Annotated in this window: 15 protein-coding genes; 12 read left to right on the top strand and 3 right to left on the bottom strand. The window is 52.1% G+C overall.

The genetic code is table 11. The annotated features are described in order from the left end of the window. Window positions 1–228: 228 nt before the first annotated feature. From F3J26_RS05235 to F3J26_RS05265, 7 genes are all read left to right on the top strand, one after another. Entirely contained in the window at window positions 229–876 is a 648-nt protein-coding gene (locus F3J26_RS05235; RefSeq protein ID WP_008454247.1) for a YchE family NAAT transporter, read from the top strand. Window positions 877–1,678: 802 nt separating this feature from the next. Next, window positions 1,679–3,310, top strand: a complete 1,632-nt coding sequence (gene oppA / locus F3J26_RS05240) for an oligopeptide ABC transporter substrate-binding protein OppA (RefSeq protein ID WP_166992033.1) — start codon at window positions 1,679–1,681, stop codon at window positions 3,308–3,310. 108 nt (window positions 3,311–3,418) lie between these two features. Further along, window positions 3,419–4,339: an oligopeptide ABC transporter permease OppB gene (oppB, locus tag F3J26_RS05245; RefSeq protein ID WP_008454251.1), complete on the top strand. Its 921-nt coding sequence runs from the start codon at window positions 3,419–3,421 to the stop codon at window positions 4,337–4,339. Window positions 4,340–4,351: 12 nt separating this feature from the next. After that, the gene (gene oppC, locus F3J26_RS05250) at window positions 4,352–5,260 is read left to right on the top strand and encodes an oligopeptide ABC transporter permease OppC (protein ID WP_034807489.1); all 909 of its coding nucleotides are present in this window, start codon (window positions 4,352–4,354) and stop codon (window positions 5,258–5,260) included. 11 nt (window positions 5,261–5,271) lie between these two features. Continuing rightward, window positions 5,272–6,285 (top strand): ABC transporter ATP-binding protein, encoded by a 1,014-nt coding sequence (locus F3J26_RS05255; RefSeq protein ID WP_039303721.1) that lies wholly within the window; start codon window positions 5,272–5,274, stop codon window positions 6,283–6,285. Continuing rightward, window positions 6,282–7,286, top strand: a complete 1,005-nt coding sequence (oppF, locus tag F3J26_RS05260) for a murein tripeptide/oligopeptide ABC transporter ATP binding protein OppF (RefSeq protein WP_166992036.1) — start codon at window positions 6,282–6,284, stop codon at window positions 7,284–7,286. The genes F3J26_RS05255 and oppF overlap by 4 nt, the downstream gene beginning before the upstream one ends. A 51-nt stretch (window positions 7,287–7,337) precedes the next feature. Continuing rightward, window positions 7,338–8,183: an ion transporter gene (locus F3J26_RS05265; protein ID WP_008454256.1), complete on the top strand. Its 846-nt coding sequence runs from the start codon at window positions 7,338–7,340 to the stop codon at window positions 8,181–8,183. A gap of 33 nt (window positions 8,184–8,216) precedes the next feature. Here F3J26_RS05265 and F3J26_RS05270 read toward each other — a convergent pair whose 3' ends face one another. Further along, window positions 8,217–8,546: an HI1450 family dsDNA-mimic protein gene (locus tag F3J26_RS05270; protein ID WP_008454257.1), complete on the bottom strand. Its 330-nt coding sequence runs from the start codon at window positions 8,544–8,546 to the stop codon at window positions 8,217–8,219. A gap of 37 nt (window positions 8,547–8,583) precedes the next feature. Continuing rightward, window positions 8,584–10,044 carry a cardiolipin synthase gene (gene cls / locus F3J26_RS05275; protein ID WP_008454258.1) on the bottom strand — a complete coding sequence of 487 codons (1,461 nt, stop codon included), beginning with the start codon at window positions 10,042–10,044 and terminating at the stop codon, window positions 8,584–8,586. A gap of 146 nt (window positions 10,045–10,190) precedes the next feature. On the opposite strand from cls, the gene F3J26_RS05280 reads away from it, so the two are divergent. The 3 genes from F3J26_RS05280 (at window position 10,191) to F3J26_RS05290 (ending at window position 12,867) form a co-directional block, all read left to right on the top strand. Beyond that, window positions 10,191–10,370, top strand: coding sequence for a YciY family protein (locus tag F3J26_RS05280; protein ID WP_008454259.1), 180 nt, complete (start codon window positions 10,191–10,193; stop codon window positions 10,368–10,370). A gap of 179 nt (window positions 10,371–10,549) precedes the next feature. Further along, complete coding sequence (locus tag F3J26_RS05285) at window positions 10,550–12,079, top strand: sensor domain-containing diguanylate cyclase (RefSeq protein ID WP_166992039.1); 1,530 nt, start codon at window positions 10,550–10,552, stop codon at window positions 12,077–12,079. Window positions 12,080–12,105: 26 nt separating this feature from the next. Then, window positions 12,106–12,867, top strand: a complete 762-nt coding sequence (locus tag F3J26_RS05290; protein WP_166992042.1) for an EAL domain-containing protein — start codon at window positions 12,106–12,108, stop codon at window positions 12,865–12,867. Window positions 12,868–12,910: 43 nt separating this feature from the next. Here F3J26_RS05290 and F3J26_RS05295 read toward each other — a convergent pair whose 3' ends face one another. Continuing rightward, window positions 12,911–13,207 (bottom strand): YciI family protein, encoded by a 297-nt coding sequence (locus F3J26_RS05295; protein ID WP_008454262.1) that lies wholly within the window; start codon window positions 13,205–13,207, stop codon window positions 12,911–12,913. 215 nt (window positions 13,208–13,422) lie between these two features. On the opposite strand from F3J26_RS05295, the gene tonB reads away from it, so the two are divergent. Together tonB and F3J26_RS05305 are read left to right on the top strand one after the other, a co-directional pair. After that, window positions 13,423–14,157, top strand: a complete 735-nt coding sequence (gene tonB, locus F3J26_RS05300; RefSeq protein WP_205246352.1) for a TonB system transport protein TonB — start codon at window positions 13,423–13,425, stop codon at window positions 14,155–14,157. A gap of 285 nt (window positions 14,158–14,442) precedes the next feature. Beyond that, a complete protein-coding gene (locus tag F3J26_RS05305) occupies window positions 14,443–16,104 on the top strand; it encodes a ShlB/FhaC/HecB family hemolysin secretion/activation protein (protein ID WP_166992950.1) in 1,662 nt (553 codons plus the stop codon). The last annotated feature ends 9 nt before the right edge of the window (window positions 16,105–16,113 follow it).

The following is a 16,113-nucleotide window of genomic DNA, read 5'->3' on the forward strand; positions in this document are numbered from 1 at the left end:
GCTGACACCATTCAGCAGGCGGTATCCAGGTGATTGATAAATCTTTAAAAATTTAGTCACAGCAATGTCAAAACAAAGTATCACAAATTCAACATTCGGGTAACAGTTCGCCATGATGCTAAAATAAGTTGTTGCAGGCATCGATTAAGCAGGGAAATAGCGTAGCGGCAGGGGTGTTTTTCCATTACATTACGCCTGCTTTTGCTTTGTTCATTTGCGGAGTTTTGTGTGGCTCAATCCTTTTTCGACCTGCCAACCTATATTAAGTTTTTTATCGGGATGTTTGCTCTGGTCAACCCGGTAGGGATCATTCCCGTATTTATTAGTATGACCAGTTACCAGAGTGCCGCAGCAAGAAATAAAACCAACCTCACGGCCAACCTCTCGGTGGCGATTATTCTCTGGACCTCACTTTTTTTGGGTGACGGTATTTTGCAAGTTTTTGGTATTTCAATTGATTCATTCCGCATTGCCGGCGGCATTCTTGTTGTGACCATTGCTATGTCAATGATCAGCGGCAAGCTGGGTGAAGATAAACAGAATAAGCAAGAGAAATCGGAGAGCGCGATACGCGAAAGCGTGGGGGTTGTTCCCCTGGCATTGCCGTTGATGGCGGGGCCGGGTGCCATCAGTTCAACGATTGTCTGGGGAAGTCGCTATCACAGCTGGGGGCACCTGCTGGGATTCTCCCTGGCCATTGCGCTGTTTGCATTTTGCTGTTGGCTGCTGTTCCGCATTGCACCCTGGCTGGTGCGCATACTGGGGCAAACCGGGATCAACGTGATTACCCGTATTATGGGCCTGCTTCTGATGTCTCTGGGGATCGAATTTATTGTCACCGGGGTCAGGGCTATCTTCCCGGGCCTGACAAGTTAATTTCGCTGCCGCTTTCAAATGAAAAAGCAGAATCTCTATTCTGCTTTTTTTCTTTCCGTAGAAGAAAATTTTACCTGCCCGCTATCCCCATTATTGCAAAAGTAAATGCGAATCTTTCATAAGAAAATGCTTTGGAAAACCGTGTATTAGAGGTTGACGTTGTAACAAGCTGTACAGAAAAGTGGCGATCGAAATGATATTTAGCATCCGTTATGCAATCAGGCTTGCTGCGGGTTTATTGAGATGATATTAGTAATTCATGCCTTCCCGCAGAGGAATGTGCTAAAAAATAATCAATTGTTAATTTTTTGTGAGTGATGAAGCAGGCGATAAACCGACCTCCTCTCTAATGCAGTGATAGTATACTAACCCCATGATAATAAAGATTATGATTGGGTTTTTATAAACATCCTTCCTGCATGACGCTCCCCACAATCTCTCCATAAAAGAGAAATGGTTAACAAATTTGCAAATTGTATTGGCGGGTATCTGAAGCTTTTGATACTTTCCGGGCAAAACAATTCGCTGAAAAATGTTTCTTTTCTAGATGAGAATGATTTCGCAGCGTAATCATGTCCTGCGAACCACTAAATCATGGCCGTCGACCACGCAATCGGCGGCAAAAGAATCGACGTAATGAGGTCGCCGAATCGAGCGGCCCGAAAATAAAGTCGGTGATAGCGAAGTAGTAAGGAAAGCAGTATCCCGTACGGACGTTTAACGCTCCTGCGCTGTAAGGGACCCCTGAGGGGAAGAGGCCGACTTTCGGGTCGGTAATTATAATGAGTGGAGTACCAACACAATGACAAATATCACTAAAAAAAGCCTGATTGCAGCGGGCATTTTAACTGCGCTGATTGCTGGCAATGTCGCGATGGCGGCAGATGTTCCGGCGGGTGTGCAATTGGCAGAGAAACAAGATCTGGTTCGTAACAACGGCTCAGAACCTCAATCTCTTGATCCGCACAAAATCGAAGGCGTGCCAGAGTCCAATATCAGCCGTGACCTGTTCGAAGGTCTGCTGGTAAGCGATCTGCAGGGCCACCCGTCTCCGGGTGTCGCAGAGTCCTGGGACAATAAAGATTTTAAAGTCTGGACTTTCCACCTGCGTAAAGACGCGAAATGGTCCAACGGCGAACCTGTCACCGCGCAGGACTTTGTTTACAGCTGGCAGCGCCTGGCTGACCCGAAAACCGCCTCTCCTTATTCCAGCTACCTGCAATACGGTCACCTGACCAATATCGACGATATCATTGCCGGTAAAAAGCCGACCAGCGATCTGGGCGTGAAAGCCATCGATGACCACACTCTGGAAGTCACCCTGAGCGAGCCGGTGCCGTACTTCTACAAGCTGCTGGTTCACCCATCCGTTTCTCCGGTACCGAAAGCGACCGTTGAGAAATTCGGCGACAAGTGGACCCAGCCTGCCAACATCGTGACCAACGGTGCTTACAAATTAAAAGATTGGGTGGTGAACGAGCGTATCGTTCTGGTGCGTAACACCAACTACTGGAATAACGGGAAAACCGTGATTAACCAGGTGACCTACCTGCCAATCTCTTCTGAAGTAACAGACGTTAACCGCTACCGCAGCGGTGAAATCGACATGACGTATAACAACCTGCCGATTGAGCTGTTCCAGAAACTGAAAAAAGAAATTCCAACTGAAGTTCACGCCGATCCGTACCTGTGTACTTATTACTACGAGATCAACAACCAGAAAGCACCATTTACCGATCCTCGCGTTCGTGCGGCGCTGAAACTGGGCCTGGATCGCGACATCATCGTGAACAAAGTGAAAAACCAGGGCGATCTGCCGGCTTATGGTTATACCCCGCCGTATACTGATGGCGCGAAACTGACCCCGCCAGAGTGGTTCACCTGGTCTCAGGACAAGCGTAACGAAGAAGCCAAAAAACTGCTGGCTGAAGCAGGTTACACCAAAGACAAGCCGCTGACCTTCAACCTGCTGTACAACACCTCCGATCTGCACAAGAAGCTGGCTATCGCCGTGGCGTCTATCTGGCAGAAAAACCTGGGCGTGAACGTCAAGCTGGAGAACCAGGAGTGGAAAACCTTCCTGGATACCCGTCATCAGGGGACCTTCGACGTGGCGCGTGCGGGCTGGTGTGCGGACTATAACGAACCGACTTCCTTCCTGAACACCATGCTGTCCGACAGCTCTAACAACACCGCGCACTATAAGAGCCCGGCGTTCGACAAGATTATTGCCGACACCCTGAAAGTGACCGACGAAGCCCAGCGTACCGCGCTGTATGAGAAAGCTGAGCAGCAGCTTGATAAAGACTCAGCCATCGTCCCGGTTTACTACTACGTTAACGCCCGTCTGGTTAAGCCGTGGGTGGGTGGTTACACCGGTAAAGACCCGATGGATAATGTCTACGTAAGAGACTTGTACATTATCAAACATTAATGGCAATTCGTGGGGCAGGGCCCACCGGTTTCGGCCGGTGGATAGATTCTGCCCCATCGTGTCTTATTTACATCGCACTGCAAAGGCACAGGCCAGAAGGTACGGGCAATGTTGAAATTTATTCTACGTCGTTGTCTGGAAGCAATTCCGACACTCTTTATTCTTATCACTATTTCCTTCTTTATGATGCGTCTCGCACCGGGGAGTCCTTTTACCGGCGAACGTACGCTGCCGCCAGAAGTCATGGCGAACATCGAAGCGAAGTATCACCTTAACGATCCGATCACCACGCAGTATTTCAGCTATTTAAAACAGCTGGCGCATGGGGATTTTGGGCCGTCATTTAAATACAAAGACTATTCGGTCAATGACCTGGTGGCCTCCAGCTTCCCGGTATCCGCAAAATTAGGTGCAGCGGCTTTCATCTTTGCCATTGTGCTGGGTGTGACGGCGGGCGTGGTTGCGGCGCTGAATCAAAACACCAAATGGGATTACACGGTAATGGGCTTTGCCATGACGGGGGTGGTTATCCCCAGCTTCGTGGTGGCGCCGTTGCTGGTACTGATCTTCGCTATCACCCTTAAATGGCTGCCCGGTGGCGGGTGGAACGGGGGGGCGCCGAAGTACATGATACTGCCGATGATAGCCCTGTCTTTGGCGTACATCGCGAGCATCGCGCGTATTACCCGCGGCTCAATGATTGAAGTCCTGCACTCTAACTTTATCCGCACCGCACGTGCCAAAGGCCTGCCGATGCGTCGTATCGTGCTGCGCCATGCCCTGAAACCTGCGCTGCTGCCGGTCCTGTCATACCTCGGACCAGCATTTGTGGGCATCATCACGGGCTCCATGGTGATTGAAACAATTTATGGCTTGCCGGGCATCGGTCAGCTGTTTGTTAACGGGGCGCTGAACCGTGACTACTCACTGGTTCTCAGCCTGACCATTCTGGTCGGCGCGCTGACGATTCTGTTCAACGCGGTCGTTGACGTGCTGTATGCCGTTATCGACCCGAAAATCCGTTACTAAGCTGGAGTGGCCATAATGTTGACTAAGAAAAACAGCGAGGCGCTGGAAAACTTCAGTGAAAAACTGGAAGTTGAAGGTCGCAGCCTGTGGCAGGATGCGCGTCGCCGTTTTATCCATAACCGCGCGGCGATCACCAGCCTGTTTGTCCTGGCTCTGATTGCGCTGTTCGTGGCTTTTGCGCCAGTTCTGTCGCAGTTTACCTACTTTGATACCGACTGGGGCATGATGTCGGCGGCCCCTGATATGGCATCCGGTCACTATTTCGGGACCGATTCGTCCGGTCGCGATCTGCTGGTGCGTGTTGCCATTGGGGGACGTATCTCCCTTATGGTGGGTATTTCTGCTGCGCTGGTGGCGGTTATTGTCGGGACGCTGTACGGCTGCCTGGCCGGCTATCTCGGCGGCAAAATCGACTCCGTGATGATGCGTTTGCTGGAGATCCTGAACTCCTTCCCGTTCATGTTCTTCGTGATCCTGCTGGTGACCTTCTTCGGGCAAAACATCCTGCTGATCTTCGTGGCTATCGGCATGGTGTCCTGGCTGGACATGGCGCGTATCGTGCGCGGCCAGACCCTGAGCCTGAAACGCAAAGAGTTCATCGAAGCGGCACACGTAGGCGGTGTTTCGACCATTAACATCGTTCTGCGTCATATTGTGCCGAACGTGTTGGGCGTGGTGGTGGTTTACGCCTCACTGCTGGTACCTAGCATGATCCTGTTCGAATCTTTCCTGAGTTTCCTGGGCCTCGGCACGCAGGAGCCTCTGAGCAGCTGGGGAGCGCTGTTAAGCGACGGTGCAAACTCCATGGAGGTATCACCGTGGCTTCTGCTGTTCCCGGCAGGCTTCCTGGTGGTTACGCTGTTCTGTTTTAACTTTATCGGCGATGGCCTGCGTGATGCCCTCGACCCGAAAGATCGTTAAGGAGTCGCTCCATGAGTACTATTGAAACCTCTCCGGTGGCCGCTCCACTGAACAAATCTGAGGTCCTGCTGGACGTTAAAGACCTGCGTGTGACCTTTGGCACACCCGACGGCGACGTCACGGCAGTAAACGACCTCAACTTTAGCCTGCGTGCCGGTGAAACCCTCGGCATTGTCGGTGAGTCCGGCTCGGGCAAATCCCAAACGGCCTTCGCGCTGATGGGCCTGCTGGCGGCCAATGGTCGTATCGGCGGCTCTGCAAAATTCAACGGCAAAGAGATCCTGAACCTGCCGGAGTCGCAGCTTAACCGCCTGCGCGCCGAGCAAATCTCGATGATTTTCCAGGATCCGATGACCTCGCTGAACCCGTACATGCGTGTGGGCGATCAGCTGATGGAAGTGCTGATGCTGCACAAAAAACTCGGTAAGGCGGAAGCGTTTGAAGAGTCTGTGCGGATGCTGGATGCGGTAAAAATGCCTGAAGCGCGGAAGCGTATGCGCATGTTCCCGCACGAGTTCTCCGGCGGGATGCGCCAGCGCGTGATGATTGCCATGGCGCTGCTGTGTCGGCCAAAACTGCTGATTGCTGACGAACCGACTACCGCACTGGACGTTACCGTTCAGGCGCAGATCATGACGCTGCTGAACGAGCTGAAGCGTGAGTTCAACACGGCGATCATCATGATCACCCACGACCTGGGTGTTGTGGCCGGGATCTGCGACAAAGTGCTGGTGATGTACGCCGGGCGTACGATGGAATACGGCAACGCGCGCGACGTCTTCTACAAGCCGGTACACCCGTACTCAATCGGCCTGTTGAACGCGGTACCGCGTCTGGATGCGGAAGGTGAATCTCTGCTGACCATTCCAGGCAACCCGCCGAACCTGCTGCGCCTGCCGCAGGGGTGTCCGTTCCAGCCTCGCTGCCAGTTTGCGATGGAAGCGTGTAATAGTGCTCCGCCACTGGAGCAGTTTGGTGATGGCCGCCTGCGTGCCTGCTTTAGACCGGTGGAGGAATTAGCATGAGCACCGTTGCAGAAGAGAGAAAAGTTCTGTTAGAAATCGCTGACCTGAAGGTGCATTTTGACATCAAAGATGGCAAACAGTGGTTCTGGCAGCCTTCCAAAACCCTGAAAGCCGTGGATGGCGTGACGCTGCGCCTGTACGAAGGGGAAACCCTCGGCGTGGTGGGCGAGTCCGGCTGCGGTAAATCGACCTTTGCCCGCGCCATCATTGGCCTGGTGAAAGCGACCGATGGCCGAGTAGCGTGGCTGGGCAAAGATCTTCTGGGCATGAAACAGGAAGAGTGGCGCGATGTGCGCAGCGATATTCAGATGATTTTCCAGGATCCTCTGGCATCGCTGAACCCGCGGATGAACATCGGCGATATCATCGCCGAGCCGCTGCTGACCTATCATCCAAAAATGCCTAAGCAGGAAGTTCGCGACCGCGTGAAGGCGATGATGATGAAGGTCGGCCTGCTGCCAAACCTGGTCAACCGCTACCCGCATGAGTTCTCCGGCGGCCAGTGCCAGCGTATCGGTATCGCACGCGCGCTGATTCTTGAGCCAAAACTCATCATCTGTGATGAGCCGGTCTCCGCGCTGGACGTGTCCATTCAGGCGCAGGTGGTTAACCTGCTACAGAAACTGCAGCGCGAAATGGGGCTGTCGTTAATCTTCATCGCCCACGATCTCGCGGTGGTGAAGCACATCTCCGATCGCGTGCTGGTCATGTATCTGGGCCATGCGGTGGAGCTGGGCACCTACGATGAGGTGTACCACAATCCGCTGCACCCTTATACCAAAGCGCTGATGTCGGCGGTGCCGATCCCCGATCCGGATCTGGAGAAGAACAAAACTATCCAGCTGCTGGAAGGGGAGCTGCCGTCGCCCATCAATCCGCCATCAGGCTGCGTGTTCCGCACCCGCTGCCCGATTGCCGGCCCGGAATGCGCCAAAACGCGTCCGGTGCTGGAAGGCAGTTTCCGCCATGCGGTTTCCTGTCTGAAGATTGACCCGCTATAATCTCGCCTGGGGCCAGCACCGCGCTGGCCCTTTCTTTTTGCGAGGATCACCGTGCCAGGCAACATTTCATCACTTCGTGCGCTGCTTTACCGCTTTCTGTTCGATCAAAATACCCGCTCAGGGCGCCGGTTCGAGGCGTTTTGCGGCCTGCTGGCGCTGCTCAGCGTGGCCGTTGTTTTTACCGAATCCAGCGTCGGGAGCGATCCCCGGCTAACCTACGGCGAATGGCAGCTCTTTATCTGGCTGGAAATCATCTTCACGCTGCTGTTCACCTGTGAATATCTGCTGCGAGTGCTAACGTGGCCGCAGCCCATCCGCTACGTGTTTAGCTTCTGGGGCATTATTGACCTGGCGACCATGCTGCCGCTGTATGTCCTGTGGCTTTGGCCTGAGTTTGCTATTCACTACTATTTTGCCTGGCGGGCAATGCGCGCCATTCGCGTGCTGCGTATCCTCAAACTGCTGCGCTACATGCCCGCGCTCAAAAGTCTGTGGCGCAGCCTGATTAACGCCAGCAATCAGCTGATCCTGTTCTATTCGTTTATTGCCATCGTAATGGTCGCGGCGGGAGCGCTGATGTACGGCATAGAAGGGAAGGCCAACGGCTTTACCAGCCTTGGCGTAGCGGTTTACTGGGCGGTTGTAACGGTCACCACTGTCGGCTATGGCGACATTGTGCCGCATACTGCACTGGGGCGTTTCGTGGCCTCGCTGCTGATCCTGATTGGTTATTCGGTGATAGCCATCCCCACCGGGATTTTAACGGCGCAAATGTCGCAGGATATGCAAAGAAGGCGGTCAGTAAGGGAATGTACGCGCTGTCATCAGCAGGATCATGCCAGCAACGCGCATTACTGCAAAACCTGCGGGGAGCATCTCCCGCCCAATGAGAAGTAGTCACAGCGCGGCCTGAGGGCCGCGCAGGGAGGATTACTCACGCCACAGGATGTGGCACAGCTTGTGGTCTTTCTCGCGGCACAGCAGGACGCGAGCGAAGATATCGTTCAGCTCGCCGCCGTCGGTATCCGCCAGCCCGATAACGACTTCTGCAAAGAAGTCAGGGTTCAGGTCGAAATCGACGTGCTCCTGCCAGTCTTCGGCCGGGTCAAACAGCTCCGCACCGCCGCGCTCCTCGAACTGTAGATTGAAAAGAATAATGTCAGCAGGATCGAGATTATCGCCCGCCAGCTCGAGAAAAATATCGTACGCCTGTTCTAAAGTCTCGTCTTCGGTCAGGCGGTTATTCAGATCCATTTCCATCTCTACATCCACTTATCGAGGGCTGATGCGCCACGTTTTACAGCAACGGACTAAAGAAGTAAAACAGTCGCTCGGTCATTCGCTGCCAGAGCGGGCGTTTTAACCATAAATGCGCGTCCAGCAGCCGCGAGCGGGAGATATAGTCGTCCTGCACCGCAGCTAAATCACCGGCAAAACCTTCATCATCGATGACCAGCGTAATCTCAAAATTCAGCCACAGGCTGCGCATGTCCAGGTTAACCGTGCCGACCAGGCTGAGTTGCCCATCGACCAGCACGCTTTTGGTGTGCAGCAGCCCGCCTTCAAACTGGTAAATTTTCACGCCAGCGGCAAGCAGTTCAGTGAAGAACGCGCGGCTTGCCCAGCCCACCAGTAAAGAATCGTTTTTACGCGGCACGATGATACTCACGTCCACGCCGCGCTGCGCTGCCGTGCAAATGGCGTGGAGCAAATCATCGCTCGGTACGAAGTAGGGGGTCGTCATGATCAGGTATTCACGTGCGGCATAAACGGAGGTCAGCAACGCCTGATGAATCAGATCTTCCGGGAACCCTGGCCCTGAAGCGATAGTATGAATGGTGTGGCCGCTGGCCTCTTCGAACGGCATGATATTCTCATCCGGCGGCGGCGGAAGAATACGTTTCCCGGTCTCTATCTCCCAGTCGCAGGAGTATACGATGCCCATTGCGGTGGCGACCGGGCCTTCCATACGCGCCATCAAATCGACCCACTGACCCACATTCGCATCCTGCTTGAAGAAACGGGGGTCAACCATGTTCATGCTACCGGTATAGGCAATATAGTTATCGATCATCACCATCTTACGGTGCTGGCGCAGGTCCATTCGACGCAGGAAAACACGCATCAGGTTAACCTTCAGCGCTTCGACTACTTCGATGCCCGCGTTACGCATCATATTGGCCCACGGGCTGCGGAAGAAGGCGACGCTACCCGCGGAGTCGAGCATCAAACGGCAATGAATGCCGCGTCGTGCTGCCGCCATCAATGATTCTGCCACCTGGTCGGCCATGCCGCCGGGTTGCCAGATATAAAACACCATCTCGATGTTATGGCGTGCCAGTTGGATATCGCGGATCAGCGCCTGCATGGTGTCATCCGAACTGGTTAGCAGCTGGAGCTGATTGCCCTTCACGCCGGCAATCCCCTGGCGGCGCTCGCAAAGCTGGAACAGCGAGCTGGCGACCTCGCTGGTTTCTGAGGCAAAAATATGCTTACAGTTTTTCAGCTCTTTAAGCCACTTAGCGGTAGAAGGCCACATGGCGCGCGCGCGCTCTGCCCGGCGTTTACCGAGATGCAGTTCTCCCACGGAGAGATAGGCAATAATCCCGACCAGCGGCAGAATATAGATGATCAATAGCCAGGCCATTGCCGAAGGGACGGCGCGGCGTTTCATCAATATACGCAGCGTAACGCCGGCGATAAGCAGCCAGTAGCCGAGAATGACCAGCCAGCTCACCACGGTATAGAAGGTTGTCATGCCTTAAAAATCCTTTTGAAACCGAAGAGTTGAGAGTGTACGCAGAACTTTCACTGCTTAACACTAAAAGTATACGCAAAACGGATGGTTTGCCCGGCAGAAGGTTCTATAATGGCGCGTCTTTTTTAGAAAATTGAGTCGTAGACATGAGACGTAGCAGAACGGAAGTTGGGCGTTGGCGTATGCAGCGTCAAACGCAGAAGCGCAGGGCGCGTTGGCTGGAAAGCCAGTCACGGCGCAATATGCGCATTCATGCTATTCGTAAGTGCCTGGTTAACCAGCAGCGTAATTCATTGCTGTTTGCCATCCACGATCGCTGGGCATAAGATCCGGGCACCGCGTGCGGTGCCCATTAAATCCATTAGGAAATAAACCTTCCCTTTACCCTGAATTTATATTTCCAAAGGGCGGAAGTTTGTTTTTAAAATGATCGCGATCATCATTTTAATTAAAATTGACGGCATAATTCACGGAGTTTTCTTACCTTGACAGGGTGCCGCAATAAGTGATTAGCGATTTAATTAAAAAGGATTTTTCTTATACCAGGAGAATAAATTTTCTGTTTGTCATTATTCTTGCCGTGCTGGTGATGTTTAGCTCGGTGCTGGCCTGGATAAACTATAATCATCAAAAAAACACGTTGGATGATGAAAACGAAGGTTTTGTTCATAATATTGCGATGTTCTATATCGAGCAGCAGCTGAAAACTTTAGAGAATGCATTGTGGCAAAGCGCTACCCTATTAAATAATAAAAACGTTGATGCTCTGGTTAATGCTGAAAATGAAGTTTTGGAGAAACAGCTCACAACATCTATTGCGGTGTTGCCAGCTATTTCAGGTTATATCATTGCTACACTTGATGGAAAGTATAATAGCATACCAAATTCCTATGTTGATAATCGTCTGGACCTGTCAGGACGAAACTGGTACGAAAGCCTCAGCGTAAAAAGTTCTTTTGTGAACTATTCGAATATTTATGCTAATACAGTTGATAAATCACCGGTAGTGACCATTGCCAAACTGTTGCACGACGATAAAGGCGAGCGGTACGGGATGTTCGCCATGGATCTGAATTTGATCAATATGAGCTATCCGCTACGACAGTTGGAGAGTCCGAATCCAGGGCACTTCTCGATTGTTGACCGTCAGGGAAGAGCGGTGCTTGATGCAGACAGCGATGCTATCGGCACGGAGGTTGTCTCGCCGGCGGTGGTGCAATGTATGACAAATGGCCTGGGGTCATTTCACGATAAAGCAAGTCACAGGCAGTATTACTACTACTCCTTTTCAAACCCGGACTGGTTTGTTGTTTATGCTGTAAAAGACAGAATCATTGATGATGTCGTTTTATATTATATCTGGATCATTTTGGGCGGATTTGTTTTTTGCCTGACAATTTATCTATTATTATGGTTCTTTATGCATCAATCGATAAAGTCGATGGTGATTGATATTATTTCGATGATGCGTTTTGGCCGTCTGGATATGAAAGGCGGCGTCGATAAACAAATTATGAATGAAATAAACGCAAGCAGTCAGCAAATAAAAAGTGCAAAAAATGCTTCGCTAACGGATGGTCTCACAGGGTTGCTTAATCGCCGTAGCTTTGATAATGATATTAATTACCTATTAGCCCGGGAAGCACCTTTTAGTCTTGGCATCATTGATATTGATAACTTTAAAAAAATAAACGATGACTACGGGCATCTGGTCGGTGACACGGTGCTAAAGGTCATTGCCGATATGGGCATGGGTTTACTGGACGATCGCGCCAAGCTTTATCGCTACGGTGGAGAGGAAATTGCCTTTATTTATTTTTCCGACAATCAGGTTAAAGCTATGGAAATTATGGAAGGCTGGCGTAAAGCGGTCGAAAGTAAACTCTGGCGTGAACAAGGATTAGTCGTCACCTTTAGCGGCGGTGTTTGCCCATGGCGAGGTGAGGATTATGAAGCGCTGATTGAGAAAGCCGACAGGTTGCTCTACAAGGCGAAATCCAGCGGAAAAAATAAAGTCGTGATCTCGACCAGCTAAGGAAGCCTGCCAAAAGGAGTAGTTACATGGAGAAAAGCGTTGAGTTCATCGTTAATCGGGTGATGAAGAATAACTTCAGCATGGCTTTTGAGTCGTTACTGCAGCCGATTTTCGACACATCAGGTTTTACCTGTGTCGGCGCCGAGATGCTCATTCGAGGCGTGCATCGGCGGGCACTCGTCTCCCCAGACGTGTTTATTAATCGACTGGAAGAAAACGGAGGGATTGTGTCGCTGGGCGAACATGTTATCTCCTCGGCATTTAGCTATATGACGGACGTCATCGTGCCGCATAACGGGAGTTATTTATTGCACCTCAATCTTTCGCCAGTTCAATTGAATGATGCTGGTTTTGCCGATCGGATAGTCGAGCTGGTGGCTCAGCGTCCTGTGCCAGTGCAACGCATTGTCTTTGAGATAACCGACAACAACATTCTGCTAGATGATACCGGGCGCGAAAACGCCACTCGCCTTCGTGACGCCGGTTTTTTACTGGCGTGGGATGATATTCACAGCGTTGAACAGCTTCAAAGCAGACTGGCTCAGGTAGAAACAGACTTCATAAAGCTAGACCGTGCCTGCTTCAGGGCCACATCCGGCGAAGAAACGCTCAATATTATCCGCCGTGCTCAGGAGAAAGAGGTGGATGTTATTGCGGAAGGGGTAGAAACCTTTTCGCAGATGCAAGTGCTGTTCAATAGCAATGTCAGGCTGGCGCAAGGTTATCTTTTCTCACGGCCCCTGAATCAGGACAGTTTTCGCCAGAAGCATTTACAGCTGACAGAGTAACACGCTAATGAGCCTGCAGCCTGCAGGCTCGTCTGAAGGCAAATCAGAATACTTTCTTGTACGGTTTTACTTCAACTTTAGCGTACACGCCTGCGGCGATATACGGGTCTGCATCAGCCCAGGCTTTCGCCTCTTCCAGAGACGCAAACTCGGCAATCACCGTGGAACCGGTAAAGCCGGCGCTGCCAGGATCGTTGCTGTCAACCGCCGGCATCGGGCCTGCGGTCAGCAGACGACCTTCGTCACGCAGCACCTGAAGGCGAGCCAGGTGGGCAGGGCGAACGGACAGGCGCTTTTCCAGTGAATCGGCAATATCTTGGGCATAAATGACGTACAGCACGGGCACACTTCCTTCTTGATGTTGGGTTGTAAACCACGGTAAGTGAACCTCGGGCAGACTGCAATTGAAAGATAAACAGGATGTTAAATCCTTGAGAAAATAGCGGGAAACTCGCGAAGACAGCAGGAAAAAGTGCGCCTTTGGGCAATGCGTTGTTGAATATGATTGTTATTTGCATTTAAAATTGTCGTCTCTTGAAAGACACTGAAACCATTATGACGTCAATGACCCTGGAATTACCTCGCCGCTTTCCGTGGCCGACTCTTCTCTCCGTCGGGATTCATGGTGCCGTTGTGGCCGGGTTGCTCTACACCTCGGTACATCAGGTTATTGAGTCCCCAGCACCTTCGCAGCCGATCAGCGTCACGATGGTTGCGCCTGCTGATCTTGAGCCTCCTCAGCCTCAGGTTGTTCAGCCTCCGCCACAGCCGGTCGCGGAACCCGAACCGGAGCCAGAGCCGATACCCGAGCCGCCGAAAGAGGTGCCCGTTGTTATTCACAAGCCTGAGCCTAAGCCAAAACCGAAGCCTAAACCGGTGAAAAAGGTTGAGCAGCCGAAGCGAGACGTTAAGCCGGTTGAGCCTCGTCAGACTTCTCCGTTTGAAAACAATGTGCCCGTGCAGCCTGCGCCAACGGCAGCGGCGAAACAAGCTCCTGCATCGCCTGCACCATCGGTGAACACCGGGCCGCGAGCGATCAGCCGCGACAGGCCGCAGTACCCAACGCGAGCTTTTGCATTGCGCATGGACGGCAACGTTCGCGTGAAGTTTGATGTCGATGCCGATGGCCGGGTGAATAACGTTGAGATCCTCTCCGCCCAGCCTGCAAACATGTTTGAACGTGAAGTTAAGCAGGCGATGAAGAAGTGGCGTTATGAGAGCGGGAAGCCAGGGCAGGGCATTACCGTCAACATTAAATTCCGCATTAGCGGCGGCGCAAGCATGGATTAATAATCATCATCCACCTTTTAAAAAAGCCACGTATGAGAATACGTGGCTTTTTTATTTCGTGACCTGTTTTGCCTAATGTTGCAGGACAATCATTGTTTAAATATTCATCAGTTAAACGATTCCAGAAAAATAATAAATGAGTTATTTCATTCCTTATCCTAAATTCAATAATCAAACTTAAGGTAAATTAACTACTAATATTAATAGGGTGTTTGTTTAAGACTTTTCTTATTTATTGCTGCGCTGGCATACTAAAAGGAAATGACAAAAATAGACTCTTCCTTTATGCGCCATTATTATAAGGCCGCCTTTTTGTGCGTGCTTTTTTACTCCGACTTAAACTATGCTGCGCCGCTGACGCCTGCCGACCGGGACACTATTCTCCAGCAGCAGCAGGATTTGCTGTTGCAGAACAGGCAGCAGCGAGAGGAGATCCAGCGTAGCCTCCAGCCTCGACTGGCAAGCCCTGTGGCCCAACCTGACCAGGGACCCTGCTTCACCATTCGCCATATTGATATTGAAAATGCCACGCTGCTTTCCGACCCGGCCCGGAATCGCCTAATTACGCCCTATATTGATCGCTGCCTCGGCATGGTGAAGATCAATCAGCTAACCCGGGATATATCTGACTGGTATATTAGCCGCGGATATATCACCAGCCGGGCATTTTTGACCGAGCAGGATCTTTCGGGGGGAACGCTGCATATTGCCGTGCTGGAGGGCAGGCTGCAGGCTATTCGTATTGAAGGGGCTCCTTCACGCCAGCTAAAAATGGCGTTTCCGGGACTGGAAGGGAAAATACTTAACCTGCGCGATATTGAGCAAGGGATGGAGCAAATAAACCGGTTACGCACCACGCCGGTACAAATTGAAATATTACCGGGCGAGAAGGCCGGGGAATCAATTGTCAATCTCACGGCCACGCCTGAATTTCCATTTTCCGCAGCCGTCGGGTTTGATAACAGCGGGCAAAAAAGCACCGGCACCGGGCAGCTCACCGCCTCGCTGACCGCCAATAATCCGCTGGGGCTGGCTGATAAATGGTTTATCAGCGGTGGGCGCAGCAGCGATTTTGCCAGCGACCATGATGCCCAAAGCTTTCAGGCCGGGGTCAACGTGCCATGGGGTTATAGCCTCGTTGATTACAGCTACAGCTGGAGCGACTACCTCACCACCCTGGATAACAAAGGTTATCTGTGGCGTTCGACCGGGCGAGCCGAAACGCATCGCCTGAACTTCTCCCGCGTGCTTTACCGAAACGGTGACTTAAAAACCGCCGCCTCCATCGGCCTGACTCACCGTATTAGCCGCAACTACCTGAACGATGCGCCGTTGCTTAGCAGCAGCCGGAAGCTCACCAGCCTGCAGTTCGGCCTTAACCACACGCAGAAAATCGCAGGCGGCGTGGCAACTCTGAACCCGTCATTCAGCCACGGCGTGCCGTGGTTTGGGGCCGAAAACGATAACGGCAAGCGGGGCGATGTGCCAAAAGCCGAATTCAAAAAATGGAGCCTGAGCGGCAGTTTTCAGCGTCCGCTGACGCAAAAAATTTGGTGGTTAACCAGCGTCTACGGCCAATGGTCGCCCGATCGACTTTACGGCAGCGAGCGCTTAACGATAGGCGGTGAAAGCTCCGTGCGCGGCTTTAAAGAGCAATACCTTTCCGGCGATAACGGGGGCTATCTTCGCAACGAACTGAACTATGCCCTGTTCAGCTTCCCTTATCTGGGCGAAGTCAGCCTGAACGCTGCCGTAGATGGCGGTTGGCTGCGCAATGACAACGAAGACAGGCAGGCATCCGGCACGCTTTGGGGTGCCTCCGCTGGCCTCACTGTCGCCGGGCGTTTCTACTCCAGCCAGTTCACCGTTGGCACGCCACTTCACTATCCGGGCTATCTGGCACCGGATCATCTCGTGATTTATTACCGCCTGGGCCTGGCGATTTAAGGTAAAAAT

Source organism: Enterobacter sp. Ap-867 (genome assembly GCF_011752855.1).
Taxonomy (GTDB): Bacteria; Pseudomonadota; Gammaproteobacteria; order Enterobacterales; family Enterobacteriaceae; genus Cedecea.